13 protein-coding genes and 1 pseudogene are annotated in these 15,814 nt (G+C 69.3%); 8 read left to right on the plus strand and 6 right to left on the minus strand.

The features are described 5' to 3' along the window. Positions 1-6 precede the first annotated feature (6 nt). Positions 7-912, minus strand: coding sequence for a TIGR01777 family oxidoreductase (locus FEF15_RS06530; protein ID WP_163558338.1), 906 nt, complete (start codon positions 910-912; stop codon positions 7-9). Positions 913-1,002: 90 nt separating this feature from the next. Here FEF15_RS06530 and FEF15_RS19385 point away from each other — a divergent pair. The 5 genes and pseudogenes from FEF15_RS19385 to phrB all read left to right on the plus strand — a co-directional run. Then, positions 1,003-1,164, plus strand: a pseudogene (locus FEF15_RS19385) (FAD-dependent oxidoreductase); the annotation flags it as partial. Positions 1,165-1,339: 175 nt separating this feature from the next. Beyond that, complete coding sequence (locus tag FEF15_RS06535; RefSeq protein WP_240454093.1) at positions 1,340-2,038, plus strand: hypothetical protein; 699 nt, start codon at positions 1,340-1,342, stop codon at positions 2,036-2,038. A 25-nt stretch (positions 2,039-2,063) separates the two neighbouring features. After that, positions 2,064-2,192, plus strand: coding sequence for a hypothetical protein (locus FEF15_RS19610; RefSeq protein WP_276208200.1), 129 nt, complete (start codon positions 2,064-2,066; stop codon positions 2,190-2,192). A 105-nt stretch (positions 2,193-2,297) separates the two neighbouring features. Next, on the plus strand, positions 2,298-3,212 hold the full coding sequence (locus FEF15_RS06540; protein ID WP_163558339.1) for a MerR family transcriptional regulator: 915 nt from the start codon (positions 2,298-2,300) through the stop codon (positions 3,210-3,212). Between the two features lie 25 nt (positions 3,213-3,237). Beyond that, positions 3,238-4,653: a deoxyribodipyrimidine photo-lyase gene (phrB, locus tag FEF15_RS06545; protein ID WP_163558340.1), complete on the plus strand. Its 1,416-nt coding sequence runs from the start codon at positions 3,238-3,240 to the stop codon at positions 4,651-4,653. Between the two features lie 314 nt (positions 4,654-4,967). On the opposite strand, the gene FEF15_RS06555 is transcribed toward phrB, so the two are convergent. Next, positions 4,968-6,836 carry a GGDEF domain-containing phosphodiesterase gene (locus FEF15_RS06555; RefSeq protein ID WP_163558341.1) on the minus strand — a complete coding sequence of 623 codons (1,869 nt, stop codon included), beginning with the start codon at positions 6,834-6,836 and terminating at the stop codon, positions 4,968-4,970. 251 nt (positions 6,837-7,087) lie between these two features. Here FEF15_RS06555 and fabA point away from each other — a divergent pair, with 251 nt between their 5' ends. Both fabA and fabB read left to right on the plus strand, forming a co-directional pair. Further along, positions 7,088-7,603, plus strand: coding sequence for a 3-hydroxyacyl-[acyl-carrier-protein] dehydratase FabA (fabA, locus tag FEF15_RS06560; protein ID WP_163558342.1), 516 nt, complete (start codon positions 7,088-7,090; stop codon positions 7,601-7,603). 13 nt (positions 7,604-7,616) lie between these two features. Beyond that, positions 7,617-8,834: a beta-ketoacyl-ACP synthase I gene (fabB, locus tag FEF15_RS06565; protein WP_163558343.1), complete on the plus strand. Its 1,218-nt coding sequence runs from the start codon at positions 7,617-7,619 to the stop codon at positions 8,832-8,834. 72 nt (positions 8,835-8,906) lie between these two features. Here fabB and FEF15_RS06570 read toward each other — a convergent pair whose 3' ends face one another. The 4 genes from FEF15_RS06570 to FEF15_RS06585 are packed head-to-tail and all read right to left on the minus strand — an operon-like array spanning position 8,907 to position 12,632. Continuing rightward, entirely contained in the window at positions 8,907-9,671 is a 765-nt protein-coding gene (locus tag FEF15_RS06570; protein WP_163558344.1) for a lysophospholipid acyltransferase family protein, read from the minus strand. Further along, positions 9,668-10,555 (minus strand): sugar nucleotide-binding protein, encoded by an 888-nt coding sequence (locus FEF15_RS06575; protein WP_163558345.1) that lies wholly within the window; start codon positions 10,553-10,555, stop codon positions 9,668-9,670. Before FEF15_RS06575 ends, FEF15_RS06570 begins: the two co-directional genes overlap by 4 nt. A 24-nt stretch (positions 10,556-10,579) precedes the next feature. Further along, positions 10,580-11,155 (minus strand): single-stranded DNA-binding protein, encoded by a 576-nt coding sequence (ssb, locus tag FEF15_RS06580; RefSeq protein ID WP_163558346.1) that lies wholly within the window; start codon positions 11,153-11,155, stop codon positions 10,580-10,582. Positions 11,156-11,210: 55 nt separating this feature from the next. Continuing rightward, positions 11,211-12,632, minus strand: coding sequence for an MFS transporter (locus tag FEF15_RS06585; protein WP_163558347.1), 1,422 nt, complete (start codon positions 12,630-12,632; stop codon positions 11,211-11,213). 160 nt (positions 12,633-12,792) lie between these two features. On the opposite strand from FEF15_RS06585, the gene uvrA reads away from it, so the two are divergent. Further along, a complete protein-coding gene (gene uvrA, locus FEF15_RS06590) occupies positions 12,793-15,654 on the plus strand; it encodes an excinuclease ABC subunit UvrA (protein WP_163558348.1) in 2,862 nt (953 codons plus the stop codon). Positions 15,655-15,814 lie beyond the last annotated feature (160 nt).

Below are 15,814 nucleotides of genomic sequence, written 5' to 3' on the forward strand. Positions count from 1 at the left end.
AACGGTTCAGCCGAGGATATCGGCCAGGGCCGCCTCCAGGGTCTCGAAGCGGAACGTGAAGCCCGCTTCGAGCAGCCGCGCCGGGCGCATGTCGGCGCCGGTGAGCAGCAGCCGTGACATCTCGCCGAAGGCGGTCTCTAGCAGGATGGCGGGCACCGGGAAAAACGCCGGTCGCTTGAGTTGCCGGGCCAGGGCGCGGGTGAACTCGGCGTTGGTGACCGGGTGCGGAGCGCTGCCGTTGAAGGGGCCGTCGAGGTCGTCGCGCTCGAGCAGGAAGCGAATCGCCCGCACCAGGTCCTCGCGGTGGACCCAGGGCATGTACTGCCGCCCGCTGCCGAAGCGCCCGCCCAGCCCCAGTTTGAAGGGCGGCAGCATCTTCTTCAGGCTGCCGCCGCCCTGATCCAGCACCAGGCCGATGCGCAGCAGCGCCACCCGGGTGCCGTGCTCCGCCGCCTCCTTGGCGGTGTCCTCCCAACGCTTGCACAGCCGATGGGCGAACTCGTCATGGGGCGCCGTCTCTTCGGTCACCTCCCGATCCCCCTGGTCGCCGTAGTAGCCCATGGCCGACCCCGAGACCATCACCCGCGGCGCCCCAGCACCGCTCTGCGCCAGCTGCTCGCAGAGGATCACCAGGTCGCGGGTGACGTTGACCCGCGAGTCGATCAGGCGCTTCTTCTGGTCGTCGCTCCAGCGCTTGGCGGCGATGGACTCGCCGGCCAGGTTGACAATAGCTTGCGGCGGTGAGTCGATGAAATCCAGCACCGAGCGGCGGATGTCGGCGCCCGTCGGCAGGCGCGACCGCACCGCCTCGGGGTCGCGAGACACCACCTGCACGCGGTGCCCGTCCTTGGCGAGCCGCTGGCACAGCCGCTGGCCGACGAAACCACTGCCTCCCGTGATCAGCACGCGCATTGCGATTCCCTCCCATGGTGTCGACATGTTATACAGCTGTTATACATCTCTGCTAGTCTAGGGGCATCAGCCAACCGGTGCGAGACCGCCATGACAGCTGCCGTTCGCCCCACCACCGCCATCATCGGCGCCGGCATCGCCGGGCTCGCCTGCGCCCGCGCGCTGCAGGACGCCGACTGCCCGGTCACCCTGTTCGAGAAGGCCCGCGGCCCGGGCGGCCGCATGGCCAGTCGGCGCCTCGACCAGGCCGTCGTCGACCTGGGGGCTCAGTACTTCAGCGTAAGGGATGACACCTTTGGCCGCGAAGTCGCCGACTGGGCGACGGCCGGCCTGGTCGCCTCCTGGCCGACCCGCGGCTACCGGGTGGAGGGCACCACCTGGCGGCCCCAGCACAACGACCGGGCTCGCTATGCGGGGGGTGCCGCGCATGAGCGCCGTGACCCGCCACCTGGCCCGCGAGCTGTCACTGGTGACCGAGACCCGGGTGACGCGCCTCGCCGCCGCACCCGATGGCTGGTGGCTGAGCGACCCGGACGGCCTCGACCACGGCCCCTTCGACCGGGTGGTGATCACCGCACCCTCGCCCCAGGCCCTGGTGCTGGTCGAGCCCCACGACGCCGCCCTGGCCCAGGCGTGCCGCGAGGTCATCCAGCGCCCCTGCTGGATGGCCTGGGCACGCTTCGACGGTCCGCTGCCGCTGTTGCCCGACGTGGCCGAGGAGTGGCAAGCCGCCACGGTGGCCACCGGGCCGCTGCGCTTCGTCGCCCGGAACGACCACAAGCCCGGGCGCGCCCGCCAGGGCGAGAGCCTGACCCTGCTGGCGCGGCTCGCCTGGAGCGAGGAACAGCTGGAGGCCCCCGCCGACTGGGTGGCCGAGCAGCTGCTCGACGCCTTCTGCGCCAGCCTGCCCGAGGGCACGCCCCGGCCGATCCCTCGCGAGACGGGGGCGCACCGCTGGCGCTTCGCGCAACCCGATGTGTTTGCCCGCGGCGAACCCGTCAACCGCGACTACCGGCGCTCGACGAACGGCCTGGCGCTGTGTGGCGACGGCTGGCGTGGCCCGCGGGTCGAGGATGCCTGGCTGTCGGGCCACCATCTCGGCACGGTCCTGGCCGGCAGCCGATGACACTGATCCGCACTCGGAAATGCCCATGTCCTACTGCCTGATCCTGCCGGCCCACGGCTCCCCCGCCCCCAACGGGCAGGCGCTCTTCCAGCGTCTCGCCGAGGCCCTGGCGGCGGTGATCGCCGAACAGGCTGGGGAGGCGCCCCGTGACTGACTCACAGCGGTTGTACATCGCATGATTGGTGTACAATATTATGCGGCACAGGGCTCGAGGCGTTCCGCCGGGCCGCATTCGCGCAAGCAAGAGGCAACCCCCGCCATGACCGACACGAGCTCCCATCCGGCCGACACGCCGCTCTACCCCATTCGCGAAGTGTCCCGTCTCACGGGAGTCAACTCGGTTACCCTGCGGGCCTGGGAGCGTCGTTACGGCCTGATCCGCCCCCAGCGTACGCCCAAGGGGCATCGCCTCTACGCCCGCGAGGACATCGAGCGCGTCGAGCGCATCCTGCAGTGGCTCAATCGCGGCGTGCCGGTGAGCCAGGTCAAGGACCTGCTCGACCAGCCGGAAGCCGCCAGCGCCCCCGAGCCCGCCTCCGACGACTGGCAGAGCCAGCGGCGCCAGCTCACCGCCGCCGTGGAGACCCTCGACCTGGGGCGGCTGGAGACGCTGTTCAACCAGAGCCTGGCCCTCTACCCGGTGAGCACCTGCCTCGCCGAGCTGTGGCAGCCGGCGGTGCGCGAGCTGGAGGAGCACTGGGACGATCAGTTGGGGGCGCACCTGCAGCGCCTGAGCCTGGAGGCCTTCCTGCGCACTCGCATCGGCACGCGCCTCTACCACGCCAACCAGGTTTCGCTCGGCCCTACCTTGCTGGTCACCCCGTTGCCCGAGGACCCCGGCCCGCTGTGGCTGCTGCTCGCCGCCCTGGCGGCCAGCGACGCCGGCTACCGCGTGCAGCTCTTCGATGGCCCGTTGCCCTTTGCCGAGCTGCCGCTTGCCGTGGAGCGCCTCAAGGCCAGCGCCCTGCTGCTCGCCAGCGGACGTGCCGAACGCGCCGACCTGATCCGTCGCCAGCTGCCACGCCTCGCCGAGCAGCTCGAGGTGCCCCTGGCGCTGTGCGGGCCGGTGGCGCGCATTCGCGAATCGGAGCTCAGCGACAGCGGGGTGGCGCTGCTCGGCGACGACCTGCCCCAGGCCGTGGCGCGGCTGCGCCCGCTGCTGCGCGACGGCTGACCCGCAACGCCACCGGAGCCCCCCGATGCCGCCCGTGCTGGCCTGGTTTCGCAGCGACCTGCGCATCCATGACAACACCGCCCTGGCCGCCGCGGCGCGCCGCGGACCGGTGATCGCCGTGTTCCTGCGCGCCACGGCCCAGTGGCGCCGCCACGGCCACGGCGCCAACAAGCTCGACTTCTGGCAGCGCGGCGTGGCAGCCCTGGGCGAGGCGCTGGCCGGCCTCAACATCCCCCTGCTGCATCGCGACATCGACGACTTTCGCCACGCCCCCGCAGCACTGCTAGCCCTGGCCCGCGAACACGGCGTGGGCGAGCTGCACTTCAATCGCGAATACCCGCTCGACGAGCAGCGTCGCGACGCCGCCGTGGAAGCCGCCTTCGCCCAGGCGGGCCTCGCGGCCACCGGCCATCACGACGCCGTGGCCTTCGCCCCCGGCGAGCTGCTCACCGGCAAGGGCGACTTCTACGGGGTGTTCACGCCGTTCGCCAAGGCCTGGCATCGCCAGCTGAGCGCCGAGCGTCTGGCGCTGCGCGACACCCCCGCCCCCCAGGCGCCGCTCTCTCTCGCCGCCGACCCGCTCCCCGCGCAGCCCGCGCTCGAGGACACCCCGGTGGCCGCCAGCCGCTGGCCCGCCGGCGAAGAAGCGGCCGCCGACTGCCTGGCACGCTTCCTGCGCTTTCGCATCCGCCACTACGCCCGCCAGCGCGACTTTCCCTGCATTTGCGGCACCAGCGAGCTCTCGCCCTACCTGGCGCTGGGCATGCTCTCCCACCGCCAGTGCCTGCAGGCCGTGCTCGCCGAGAACCACGGCGCGCTGGCCGAGGGCAATGCCGGCCTCTCCGCCTGGGTAAACGAGCTGGTGTGGCGGGAGTTCTACCAGCACGTGGCGGTCGGCTTCCCGCGGGTGTGCCGCCACCGCGCCTTCCAGCCCCACACCGAGCAGCTCGCCTGGCGCAACGACGAGGCCGGCTTCGCCGCCTGGTGCCAGGGGCGCACCGGCTACCCCATCGTCGACGCCGCCATGCGCCAGCTCACCCGAACCGGCTGGATGCACAACCGCCTGCGCATGATCAGCGCCATGTTCCTGGCCAAGCACCTGCTCATCGACTGGCGCCGCGGCGAGGCCTTCTTCCTGCGTCATCTGGTGGACGGCGAGTTCGGCGCCAACAACGGCGGCTGGCAGTGGGCAGCCTCCACCGGCACCGATGCCGCTCCCTACTTCCGGATCTTCAACCCCACCACCCAGGCGCAGCGCTTCGACCCGGAAGGGGCCTTCATCGCCGAATTCGTACCGGAACTGTCCAAGATTTCCGCCCGCCAGCGACATGACCCACCCCATGCCGTACGTCAGCACCTGGGGTATCCGCTCCCCATCGTCGACCACAAGGCCGCGCGGCAGCGCGCCCTGGATGCCTTCAAGTCCCTGAAGACCGTTTGATTCCTCCCTTGCACAGATACGGAGAGCCCCGCATGGCCACCGACCCTGCGCTGGAAGCGTTCTGCGCCGTCTTCAATAAGCTCGACAATACCTGTACACCTGGACGCAGCACCTCGAGCATCCGCGGCTGGCCGGCGGTCGGCCGATCGCCGTGGCAGGCTGCTCGCGGCTGACCTTCGCCGCCGACGACACCCAGCGAGTGTGCCGCCACCGCGACCACTTCGACGTGGGCGCCATGCTCTACGAGCAGCCCCGCTGCTAGGCTTTGCCCGAATAGACGGCGCGCGATGCTGTCGCGATGGACAGGGCAGCGCTCAGGCGGTCGGCTGGGAGCCCAGGGCGCTGGCGTCGACACGCTCCGCGGCCGAGGCCTGCTGCCACTGCTCGATCAGCGCCGCGGCCGACACTGGACGGGCGAAGAGGAACCCCTGGATCAGCGAGCAGCCGGCCTCGCGCAGGAAATCGAGCTGGGCCCGGGTCTCGACGCCCTCGGCGATCACGTCCAGCTCGAGGCCGCGGGCCATGGCCAGGACGGCGCCGACGATGGCGGCATCCGCCGCATCCTCGGGCAACGAGCGGATAAAGGCGCGGTCGAGCTTGACCTTGTCCAGCGGCAGGTGCTTGAGGTAGGAGAGCGAGGAGTAGCCGGTGCCGAAGTCGTCGATGGCGATGCAGTGACCCCGGGCGCGCAGCGCCTCGAGGCGCGGCACGATGTCGCCGGCCCGCTCGTCGAGCAGCACCGATTCGGTGATCTCCAGGCCGAGCTGGGCAGCGGGAATGCCGTGGCGGGCGAGCCCCGAGGAGAGCGCCGACTCGAGCTCGCCCTGGAACATCTGGATCGCCGAGATGTTGATCCACACCGGCAGCGCCGGCAGGCCCAGCTCGCGCCAGCGCGCCATCTGGGCCAGCGCCTCGTCGATCACCCAGTTGCCCAGCGAGCCCATCAGGCCGTGGCGCTCGGCCAGGGGAATGAACTCCCCCGGCGAGACCATGCCGTGCTCGGGATGGCGCCAGCGCAGCAGCGCCTCCATGCCCACGGCGGCCCCGTCACGGGTGTGGTGCTGGGTCTGGTAGTGCAGTTCCAGCTGATCGCCGGTGGCCAGGGCGTCGCGCAGCGCGTAGACCAGCGCCATGTGCGGGCTGTCCTGGACGTCGAGGGCGGGCCGGAAGCGCTGGCTGAGGTTGCGGCCGTGGCGCTTGGCCGAGTAGAGCGCCGACTCCAGGCGCTGGAAGAGCACCCCGGACTCGCGGCCATCCTCCGGGGCCCGGCAGCTGCCGATAGAGAGCCCCAGGCGCAGCGTGCGGCTGGCCACCTCGAAGGGCTCGCTCAGGTACTGGCGTAGCCCCGCCACCCACTTGTCGTGGTCATCGAAGGTGGTGGTACGGATGACCAGGAACTCGTCGCCGCCCAGGCGGCCCACCACGCCGCCGGCCAGGTGGCGCGCCAGGCGCTGGCCGAAGCGCGCCAGCAGGCGATCGCCCTGCTCGACGCCCAGGCTGTCGTTGACCGACTTGAAGCCGTCGATGTCGATGATCGCCATGTCCAGGCTCTCGCCGGCGCGCAGGTGGCGCAGCCGCGAGGTCATCAGGTCGTGCAAGCGACGGCGGTTGGGCAGGCCGGTGAGGGGGTCCTCGAAGCCGATGCGGCGCAGGTCCTGTTCGCGGGCCTTGTGCACCGAGATGTCGGTGAAAGTGCCCACGTAGTGGGTGATGCGCCCGCGCGCGTCGGTGACGGCCTTGAGTCGCAGCCATTCAGGGTACTCGTCACCCTGTTTGCGACGGTTCCAGATCTCGCCCTCCCAGCGCCCCTTGGTGGCGAGCGTCTGCCAGAGTCGCTGAAAGAAGGCCGTGTCATGCCGGGCGGCCACCAGGCTGGTGGCGCTGAGGCCGCGTACTTCCTCCTCGGTGAAGCCGGTGATCCGGGTGAAGGCGGGGTTGACGGCCAGGATACGATTGTCGGTGTCGGTGATCTGCACGCCCTCCTCGGAGAGCATCAGCGCCTGCTGCATCAGTTCGGCATTGAGCCGATCTCGCCGCAGCTGACGCCAGGCATCCACGCCGCCCAGCACCACCACCCCGACCGCGACCAGGCGCAGGCCCGGCGACGGCAGCCAGACACAGGCCGGCAGGGCGGCCAAGGCAAGCCAGATCGGGGGGCGATTGAGGGTCAGGGATGGCACCATGGCGGGTTCCGGTGGGCGGCTGAGTGGAGCAGGCTGGCACGGCGCCGCAAAACGCCGACAGTACAGGAAGGTATCGGCCCTCCGGCTCCACACTTTACCCCTTCGCTCCCGGGGCGTCATGCCTGGCGTGCATTCGCCCGCCACGGCCAGTAGACTAGGCGCGGGGCTGTCCGGGCGGGACGGCCGCCTGCGCCATGCCGTACCGCGACATCCGCGGCAGGCCCACAACAACTGCGACTCGGAACGAATCAGTGACCAAGCAACACTCTTTCGAACGCGAAGAACTGCTGGCATGCTCGCGCGGCGAGCTGTTCGGTCCCGGCAACGCTCAGCTGCCGGCCCCCAACATGCTGATGCTCGATCGCATCACGCGCATCCACGAGCAGGGCGGCCAGTTCGACAAGGGCGAGTTGATCGCCGAACTGGATATCCATCCCGACCTGTGGTTCTTCGATTGCCACTTCCCCGGCGACCCCGTGATGCCCGGCTGCCTGGGGCTGGACGCCATGTGGCAGCTGGTGGGCTTCTACCTCGGCTGGCTCGGCCACCCGGGTCGCGGTCGCGCCCTGGGCTGCGGTGAGGTCAAGTTCAGCGGCCAGATCCTCCCCGAGGCCGACAAGGTCACCTACCATATCCACATCAAACGCATCATCACGCGGCGCCTGATTCTGGGCATTGCCGATGGCACCGTGTCGGTGGATGGCCGCGAGATCTACCAGGCCCAGGACCTGCGTGTCGGCCTGTTCACCTCCACTGCGAATTTCTGATCAGGAGGCTTCCATGCGACGAGTGGTAGTCACTGGCCTGGGCATCGTGTCTTGCCTGGGCAACGACCGGGAAAGCGTCGTCGAGGCGCTCAGGAACGGGCGCTCCGGCATTCGCTTCAAGGAGGAGTACGCCGAGCGCGGCTTCCGCAGCCAGGTCGCCGGCGTGGTCGATATCGACCTCGAGGCCCTCATAGACCGCAAGCTGCTGCGGTTCATGGGCGATGCCGCGGCCTACGCCTATGTCTCGATGGCCCAGGCCATCGAGGATGCGGGCCTCACGCCCGAACAGGTCTCCAACGAGCGCACCGGGCTGATCGCCGGCTCTGGCGGTGCTTCCAGCGCCAACCAGGTCGAGGCGGCCGACATGATGCGCGAGAAGGGGCTGCGTCGCGTGGGCCCCTACCGGGTCACCCGCACCATGGGCAGCACCGTCTCGGCCTGCCTGGCCACGCCCTTCCAGATCAAGGGCGTCAACTACTCGATCTCCTCGGCTTGCGCCACCTCGGCCCACTGCATCGGCAGCGCCATGGAGCAGATCCAGCTGGGCAAGCAGGACGTGGTCTTTGCCGGCGGCGGCGAGGAGGAGCACTGGACGCTCTCCTGCCTCTTCGACGCCATGGGGGCGCTGTCGACCCACTACAACGACACGCCCGACAAGGCCTCACGCCCCTACGACCAGGCCCGCGACGGCTTCGTCATCGCCGGCGGCGGCGGCATGCTGGTACTCGAGGAGCTGGAGCACGCCAAGGCCCGCGGCGCGACGATCTACGCCGAGCTGGTCGGCTACGGGGCCACCTCCGACGGCCACGACATGGTCGCGCCGTCCGGCGAGGGCGCGATACGCTGCATGCGCCAGGCACTGGCCACCGTCGATGGCGACATCGACTACATCAACACCCATGGCACTTCCACGCCGGTGGGCGATGTCGCCGAGCTCAAGGCGATCCGCGAGGTGTTCGGCAATTCCACGCCGGCGATGAGCTCCACCAAGTCGCTGACCGGCCACTCCCTGGGCGCCACCGGCGTGCAGGAGACGATCTATTCGCTGTTGATGATGGAGCAGGGCTTCCTGGCGGCTTCGGCCAACATCGACAACCTCGATGAGCAGGCCGAAGGCTTCGATATCGTCACCCAGCGACGCGACGGTGTCGGCGTCGAGCGGGTGCTCTCCAACAGCTTCGGCTTCGGGGGGACCAACGCCTGCCTGGTGCTGCAGAAGTACCGCGACTGATCGCGGCACGCTGCCCCGAACGACAACGGCGCCCCGCGGGGCGCCGTTGTCGTTCGGGGCAGGTCGCTGGCATCAGGCCAGGGGCTTCTCCTCGCTGACCGCCAGGGTGATGCCCGGCGGCCGCGGCACCTCGGAGATCTCGCCGAGCCGCGCCTCGATCCACGCCTCCACCTCGGCGAGCACCGCCTCGGGGGAGCGGCCTTGGGTGGCGATCGGCTCGCCCACCACCAGGCGCAGCGTCCCCGGGGTCTTCACCCAGTGTCGGCCCGGCCAGCGCTCGCCGGCGTTGTGCGCCACGGGCACCACCGGCATGCCGGCACGGCAGGCGATCACCGCGCCGCTCTTGTTGTAGCGCTTGCGGTTGCCCGGCGCAACCCGCGTGCCCTCGGGGAAGATCAGCACCGATAGCCCCTCTTCCAGACGCTGCTTGCCCTGGGTCAGCACCTGCTTCATGGCCCGTGCCGGACGGGAGCGGTCCAGCGCGATGGGGTGCAGCAGACGCAGCCCCCAGCCGAAGATCGGGATATTGAGCAGCTCCTTCTTGAGCACCGTGCACACCGGCGGCTTGAGCAGCTGCAGGTAGACGGTCTCCCACTCACACTGGTGGTTGGCGAGTATCACGCAGGGACCCTCGGGCAGGCGCTCGCGCCCGCGGATCTCGTAGCGCACGCCGCAGCAGAGTCGGAACCAGGCGACGATGAAGTGATTGTAGAGGTTGAGCAGCCGGTAGCGCGACTTCAGCGGCAGGAAGGGGGACGGCGGCAGGAAGAGCAGGCCGCACACCAGCATGGCGACGAAGTAGCCAGCGTAGAAGAGCACACTGCGAATCACGTTCATGGCCGGGCGTCATCCTCTTCCCGGGCGGGCGTGCGCGCCTGAATCCAGACATCCAGCATGCGCCCCACTTCCAGTCGCCAGGGCCGCTGGTGCACACCGAACGCCTCCAGCACCCGCCGACAGTTGAGTACCCGGCGCAGCGGCTGATCGTGGTGGTGCTTGAGCGCCTTGACCTCACCCAGCCGAGGCTGCTCGCCGAGCCCCTCGAGCCGCGTCGCCAGTTGGGTGCGCACCATGGAGGCGAAGGTATAGGCGCTGACGGGTTCAGTACCCGCCAGGTGATAGGCACCCCAGGCATCGGAACCGCAGTTGAGCTGGTGCAGCATGCCCACCAGCGCCATGGCCACCGCATCTGCCGAGGAGGGACAGAAGATCACGTCCTGGGCCGCACGCACGACGTCGCCGACCATCAGGCTGTCGATGAGCCCGCCCAGCCAGGCATGCCCCCCTTCCAGAGCAAAGAGCGGCCCCAGACGCACGATCAGGTGGTGCGGGTGGCCACTGCGGATGCGATCACCGATGGCGATCAAGCGGCGCAGGCTCTCGTCGCGCGGCGCCGGAATGACGTGTTCGTCGATGGGGGCGTCGAAGCCGTCCTGATAGAGCTGATCGGAGACACACCACACCAAGGGGGTGGCGGTCTCCCGACAGGCCGCCAGGCAGACGTCCACCCCTTCGCCATGGGCAATCACTGCGGCCGGCTCGATGTCCATGGGCCCGGCGAGCGGCGGGATAATCACCGCATCGGGCGCCAGCTCGCGGAGCTGCTCGGCCGACACCGACAGCCCCGGCTCGATGACCAGCTCGGTGTCGCTGCGCCGATGGGCCACCCGCGCCAGGGCCAGGTTCAGGCAATGGCCGGCATCCAGTATCAGCAGCCTCACGCAACCTCCTCGATGGCCCGGGATCTAGAACGGGATTTCATCGTCGAAATCGTCGAAGCTGCCCGGATCGGGGGCACCGTAGTTGCCCTGCTGGGATGAGTTGCCCTGCTGCTGGGGCGGGGTGTTCTGAGGCGGACGAGTCGACTGGGCCGCCGGGCGCTGCGGTTGACCGCCGCCGTACCCGCCCTGCTGCGGGGCATTGCCATAGCCGCCCTGCTGGGCCTGACCACCACCGAAGCCACCGCCCTGGAAGTCGCCGCCACTGCGCGAGTCGAGCATCTGCATGTCGTTGACCACGATCTCGGTGGTGAAGCGGTCCTGGCCGTCCTGCCCCTGCCACTTGCGGGTCTGTAGACGCCCCTCCACATAGATGCGCGAGCCCTTCTTGAGGTACTGCTGGGCGATCTCCGCCAGCTTGTTGAACATCACCACATTATGCCACTCGGTACGCTCCTGGCGCTGGCCGCTCTGGCGGTCCATCCAGGTGTCGGTGGTGGCGAGACGCAGGTTGGCGACGGGGTTGCCGGAGGGCATGAAACGTACTTCCGGGTCCTGCCCCAGGTTGCCGATGAGGATCACTTTATTGACGCCGCGGGCCATGCTGGACTCCCTGTTGTATGTCGTAAGGCGCGCATTGCGCGCATTGGGCTCGTGGTTACGAGCGCGGTTGCTGTTCCGCCGCATCCGACTTGCTGCCGGTGCGGTGGGAGCGGGTCAAGCGCGCCAGCGCCTGCTCGTCGAGACGCCGTCGGTCCACCTTGAGGTAGGCCAGGCGCTCCTCGGGGACGACCAGCACATCTTCGACCCCGGCCACCTCGGCGAAACTCGCCATCAGCGTGTCGAGGGCATCTTCGGGGTGGTCGTCGTCCAAAGCCACCACTTCGCTGGAGAGGTGCGGCGGCGCCGGCATACCCAGCATCACCAGCCCCCAGGCGAGCGCCAGCAGGCCCGCGCCCAGGAACACCGCCGCCAGCCCCCATTGCTGGGCCAGGAAACCGCCCAGCACCCCGCCCAGGAAGGCGCCCAGGAACTGGCTGGTGGAGTAGATGCCCATGGCCGTGCCCTTGGCCCCGGCCGGCGCCAGCTTGCTGAGCATCGACGGCAGGGTCGCTTCGAGCAGGTTGAACGCAATGAAGAACAACAGCAACCAGGCGAACAGCGCCAGGCTGCTGCCGGCCAGCCCTCCCAGACCGAAGAGGCTCAGGGTGATGGCCGCGATCGCCCCCAGGCACATGCCCTTCATGCGCTGGCGCTTCTCGGCGACGATCACCAGCGGCACCATGCCGACAAAGGCGAGGGCCATGACGCCGAGGTAGGTCAGGCCGTGGCGGTCGACGGCGATGCCCGCCTCGACCAGTCGGAAGGGCACGGCGACGAAGATCGCCATGAGCACCAGGTGCAGGGCGAAGATCGAGAGGTCGAGGCGCCACAGGTCGGCGCGGGTGATGATCTCGCCCAGCTGCGCCCGGTCTATGCCCACGTCGCGGTGGCGCAGCCGGCGTGGTGCGGGGGGCACCAGCCAGGCGAGCACGGCCAGGCCCAGCACCGCCAGCCCGGCAGTGAACCAGAACACCGCGGCCAGGCCCAACCCCGCCGCCAGCCAGGGGCCGAGCACCATGGCCACGGCAAAGGCCACACCGATGGAGAGCCCGATGGTGGCCATGGCGGCGGTGCGCACCTGCTCGCGGGTCTGGTCGGCGAGCAGCGCCATGATCGCCGCCGCCACCGCGCCGCTGCCCTGCAGGCAGCGCCCGACGATCACCCCGGCGATGCTCTCGGCGCTGGCCGCCACCACACTGCCGAGCAGGAACAGCACCAGGCCGGCGGCGATCACCGGCTTGCGCCCCAGGCGGTCGGACATGACCCCGAAGGGAATCTGCAGGATCGCCTGGGTCAGGCCGTAGATACCCAGGGCCAGGCCCACCAGCAGCGGCGTGGCGCCGGCCAGGTCGTCCGCGTAGAGCGCCAGCACCGGCAGCACCATGAACAGCCCCAGCATGCGCGTCGCATAGAGCCCGGCCAGGCCGGTGATGGCACGCCGTTCGGTGGAGAGCAGCAGTCCTGAGACCTTGCGCATAGAGTGTTGCACGTCCTGGGTGGGCGGGCCGCGGCCCCGTGGGTGAACCGTCTATTCTAGCGTCTCCGCCCGGCGCGGGAAACGCCAACGCCGGGGCACTTTGCCGCTGCCCGCCGAGCGGCCGTATAATGAACGTTTTGCCGCGCATCACGAGGTGGGAATGGACAGGATTCTGGTCAGGGGTGCCCGCACGCACAACCTCAAGCAGATTGACGTCGAGCTGCCCCGCGACCGACTGATCGTGGTAACCGGGCTGTCCGGCTCCGGCAAGTCGTCGCTGGCCTTCGACACCCTCTACGCCGAGGGGCAGCGTCGCTACGTGGAGTCGCTCTCCACCTATGCCCGCCAGTTCCTCTCGATGATGGAGAAGCCCGACGTCGACCACATCGAGGGGCTGTCGCCGGCCATCTCCATCGAGCAGAAGTCGACCTCCCACAACCCGCGCTCCACGGTGGGCACCATCACCGAGATCTACGACTACCTGCGCTTGCTGTTCGCCCGCGCCGGCACGCCGCGCTGCCCCAAGCACGGCGAGGACCTGGAGGCGAGCACGGTGTCACAGATGGTCGACCAGGTGCTGGCGCTGCCCGAGGGCAGCAAGCTGATGCTGCTCGCCCCGGTGGTCAGCGGCCGCAAGGGCGAGCACCTGCAGCTGCTCGCCGAGCTGCGCGCCCAGGGCTTCGTACGGGCGATGATCGACGGCCAGGTGCTCGAACTCGACGACATCGCCCCGTTGGACAAGAACAAGAAGCACGACATCAGCGTGGTGGTGGACCGCATCAAGGTGCGCGACGGCCTGCAGCAGCGCCTGGCGGAGTCCTTCGAGACCGCCCTCAACCTCGCCGACGGCACGGCCGTGGTTCACTTCATGGACGGCGAACAACCCGACATCCCCTTCTCGTCGCGCTTCGCCTGCCCGGTGTGCGGCTACGCCATCGCCGAGCTCGAACCGCGAATGTTCTCGTTCAACAACCCGGCAGGCGCATGCCCCACCTGCGACGGCTTGGGCGTGCAACAGGTCTTCGACCCCGACAAGCTGATCAGCCACCCCGAGCTGTCGCTGGCCGAGGGCGTGATCAAGGGCTGGGACCGGCGCAGCGTCTACTACTTCAGCCAGCTCCAGGCGGTGGCCGAGCACTACCGCTTCACCCTGGAGACGCCCTGGCAGGAGCTGGCCCGCCACGAGAAGGAGGTCATCCTCCACGGCAGCGGCCATGACGACATCGCCTTCCACTACGTCAACGACCGTGGCCGCAAGGTCGTCCGCGAGCACCCCTTCGAGGGGGTCCTGCCCAACATGCAGCGCCGCTACCGCGAGACCGAATCGAGCATGGTGCGCGAGGAGCTGGCGCGCTACATCGCCGAGCGCTCCTGCCCCACCTGCACGGGGTCACGACTGCGCAAGGAGGCCCGCCACGTCTTCGTCGACGGCCACAGCCTGCCGGATATCGTGGCGCTGCCCATCGGCGAGGCCTGGGAATACTTTCGCCGCCTCACCCTGCCCGGGCGCAAGGGCGAGATCGCCGTCAAGATCGTCAACGAGATCCAGGCGCGCCTGGAGTTTCTGGTCAACGTCGGCCTGGACTACCTCAACCTGGAGCGCAGCGCCGACACCCTCTCGGGCGGCGAGGCGCAGCGCATCCGCCTGGCCAGCCAGATCGGCGCCGGCCTGGTGGGCGTCATGTACATCCTCGACGAACCCTCCATCGGGTTGCATCAGCGCGACAACGACCGACTGCTGCGCACCCTGACCCGCCTGCGCGACCTGGGCAACACCGTGATCGTGGTGGAACACGACGAGGACGCCATCCGTGCCGCCGACCACGTCCTCGACATCGGGCCGGGCGCGGGCGTGCACGGCGGCCGCGTCGTGGCCGAAGGGACGCCCGAGGCGATCATGGCCAGCCACGACTCCCTGACCGGCCAGTACCTCGCCGGCCGGCGCCGCATCGAGGTGCCGCCGTGGCGCATTCCCGGCAATCCGGAGAAGACGCTGCGCCTCACCGGCGCCCGCGGCAACAACCTGCACGACGTGTCCCTGACGCTGCCATTGGGGCTCTTCGTGTGCGTCACCGGCGTCTCAGGCTCGGGCAAGTCGACGCTGATCAACTCGACGCTGATGCCCATCGCCGCCCGCGAGCTCAACCGTTCGACGACGCTCACCCCGGCGCCCTTCGAGCACATCGAGGGCCTCGAGCAGCTCGACAAGGTGATCGACATCGACCAGAGCCCCATCGGGCGCACGCCGCGCTCCAACCCGGCGACCTACACCGGCATCTTCACGCCGATCCGCGAGCTCTTCGCCGGCACCCAGGAGGCACGCTCGCGCGGCTACAAGCCCGGACGCTTCTCCTTCAATGTCAAGGGCGGGCGCTGCGAGGCGTGCCAGGGCGAGGGCATGATCAAGGTGGAGATGCACTTTCTCCCCGACATCTACGTCCCCTGCGACGTCTGCCAGGGCAAGCGCTACAACCGCGAGACGCTCGAGGTCCAGTACAAGGGCAAGAGCATCCACGAGGTGCTGGAGATGACCGTCGAGGACGCCCTCGCCTTCTTCAGCCCGGTGCCGGCGATCGCCCGGCGCCTGCAGACCCTGATGGACGTCGGCCTCTCCTACATCCGCCTGGGGCAGAGTGCCACCACCCTCTCCGGCGGCGAGGCGCAACGCATCAAGCTGGCCCGCGAACTGGCCAAGCGCGACACCGGCCAGACGCTCTACATCCTCGACGAGCCCACCACCGGGCTGCACTTCGAGGACATCCGCCAGCTGCTCACCGTGCTGCACCGCCTGCGCGACCACGGCAACACCATCGTGGTCATCGAGCACAACCTCGACGTCATCAAGACCGCCGACTGGCTCATCGACCTGGGTCCCGAGGGGGGCGCCGGGGGCGGACGAATCATCGCCGAGGGCACCCCGGAGCAGGTCGCCCGGCTCGAGCACTCCCATACCGGACGCTTTCTCCGGCCGCTGCTGGAGCGGGCCAAGCGTCACGCCGCCGAGCCGGAAACCACGGCCTGAGCGGGTGCGAGGTGCGAGGTGCGAGGTGCGAGGTGCGAGGTGCGAGGTGCGAGGTGCGAGGTGCGAGGCAGTATCGATTCTGCCCTGCTAGCCAAAGGGATTCCTGATTACTCATGTTGATCAGCCACCATCCCGTCAGTCTCTCCTATACTGATGTTAT

Origin of the sequence: Halomonas sp. NO4, from assembly GCF_010994375.1 — a bacterium.
Lineage (GTDB): Bacteria > Pseudomonadota > Gammaproteobacteria > Pseudomonadales > Halomonadaceae > Halomonas.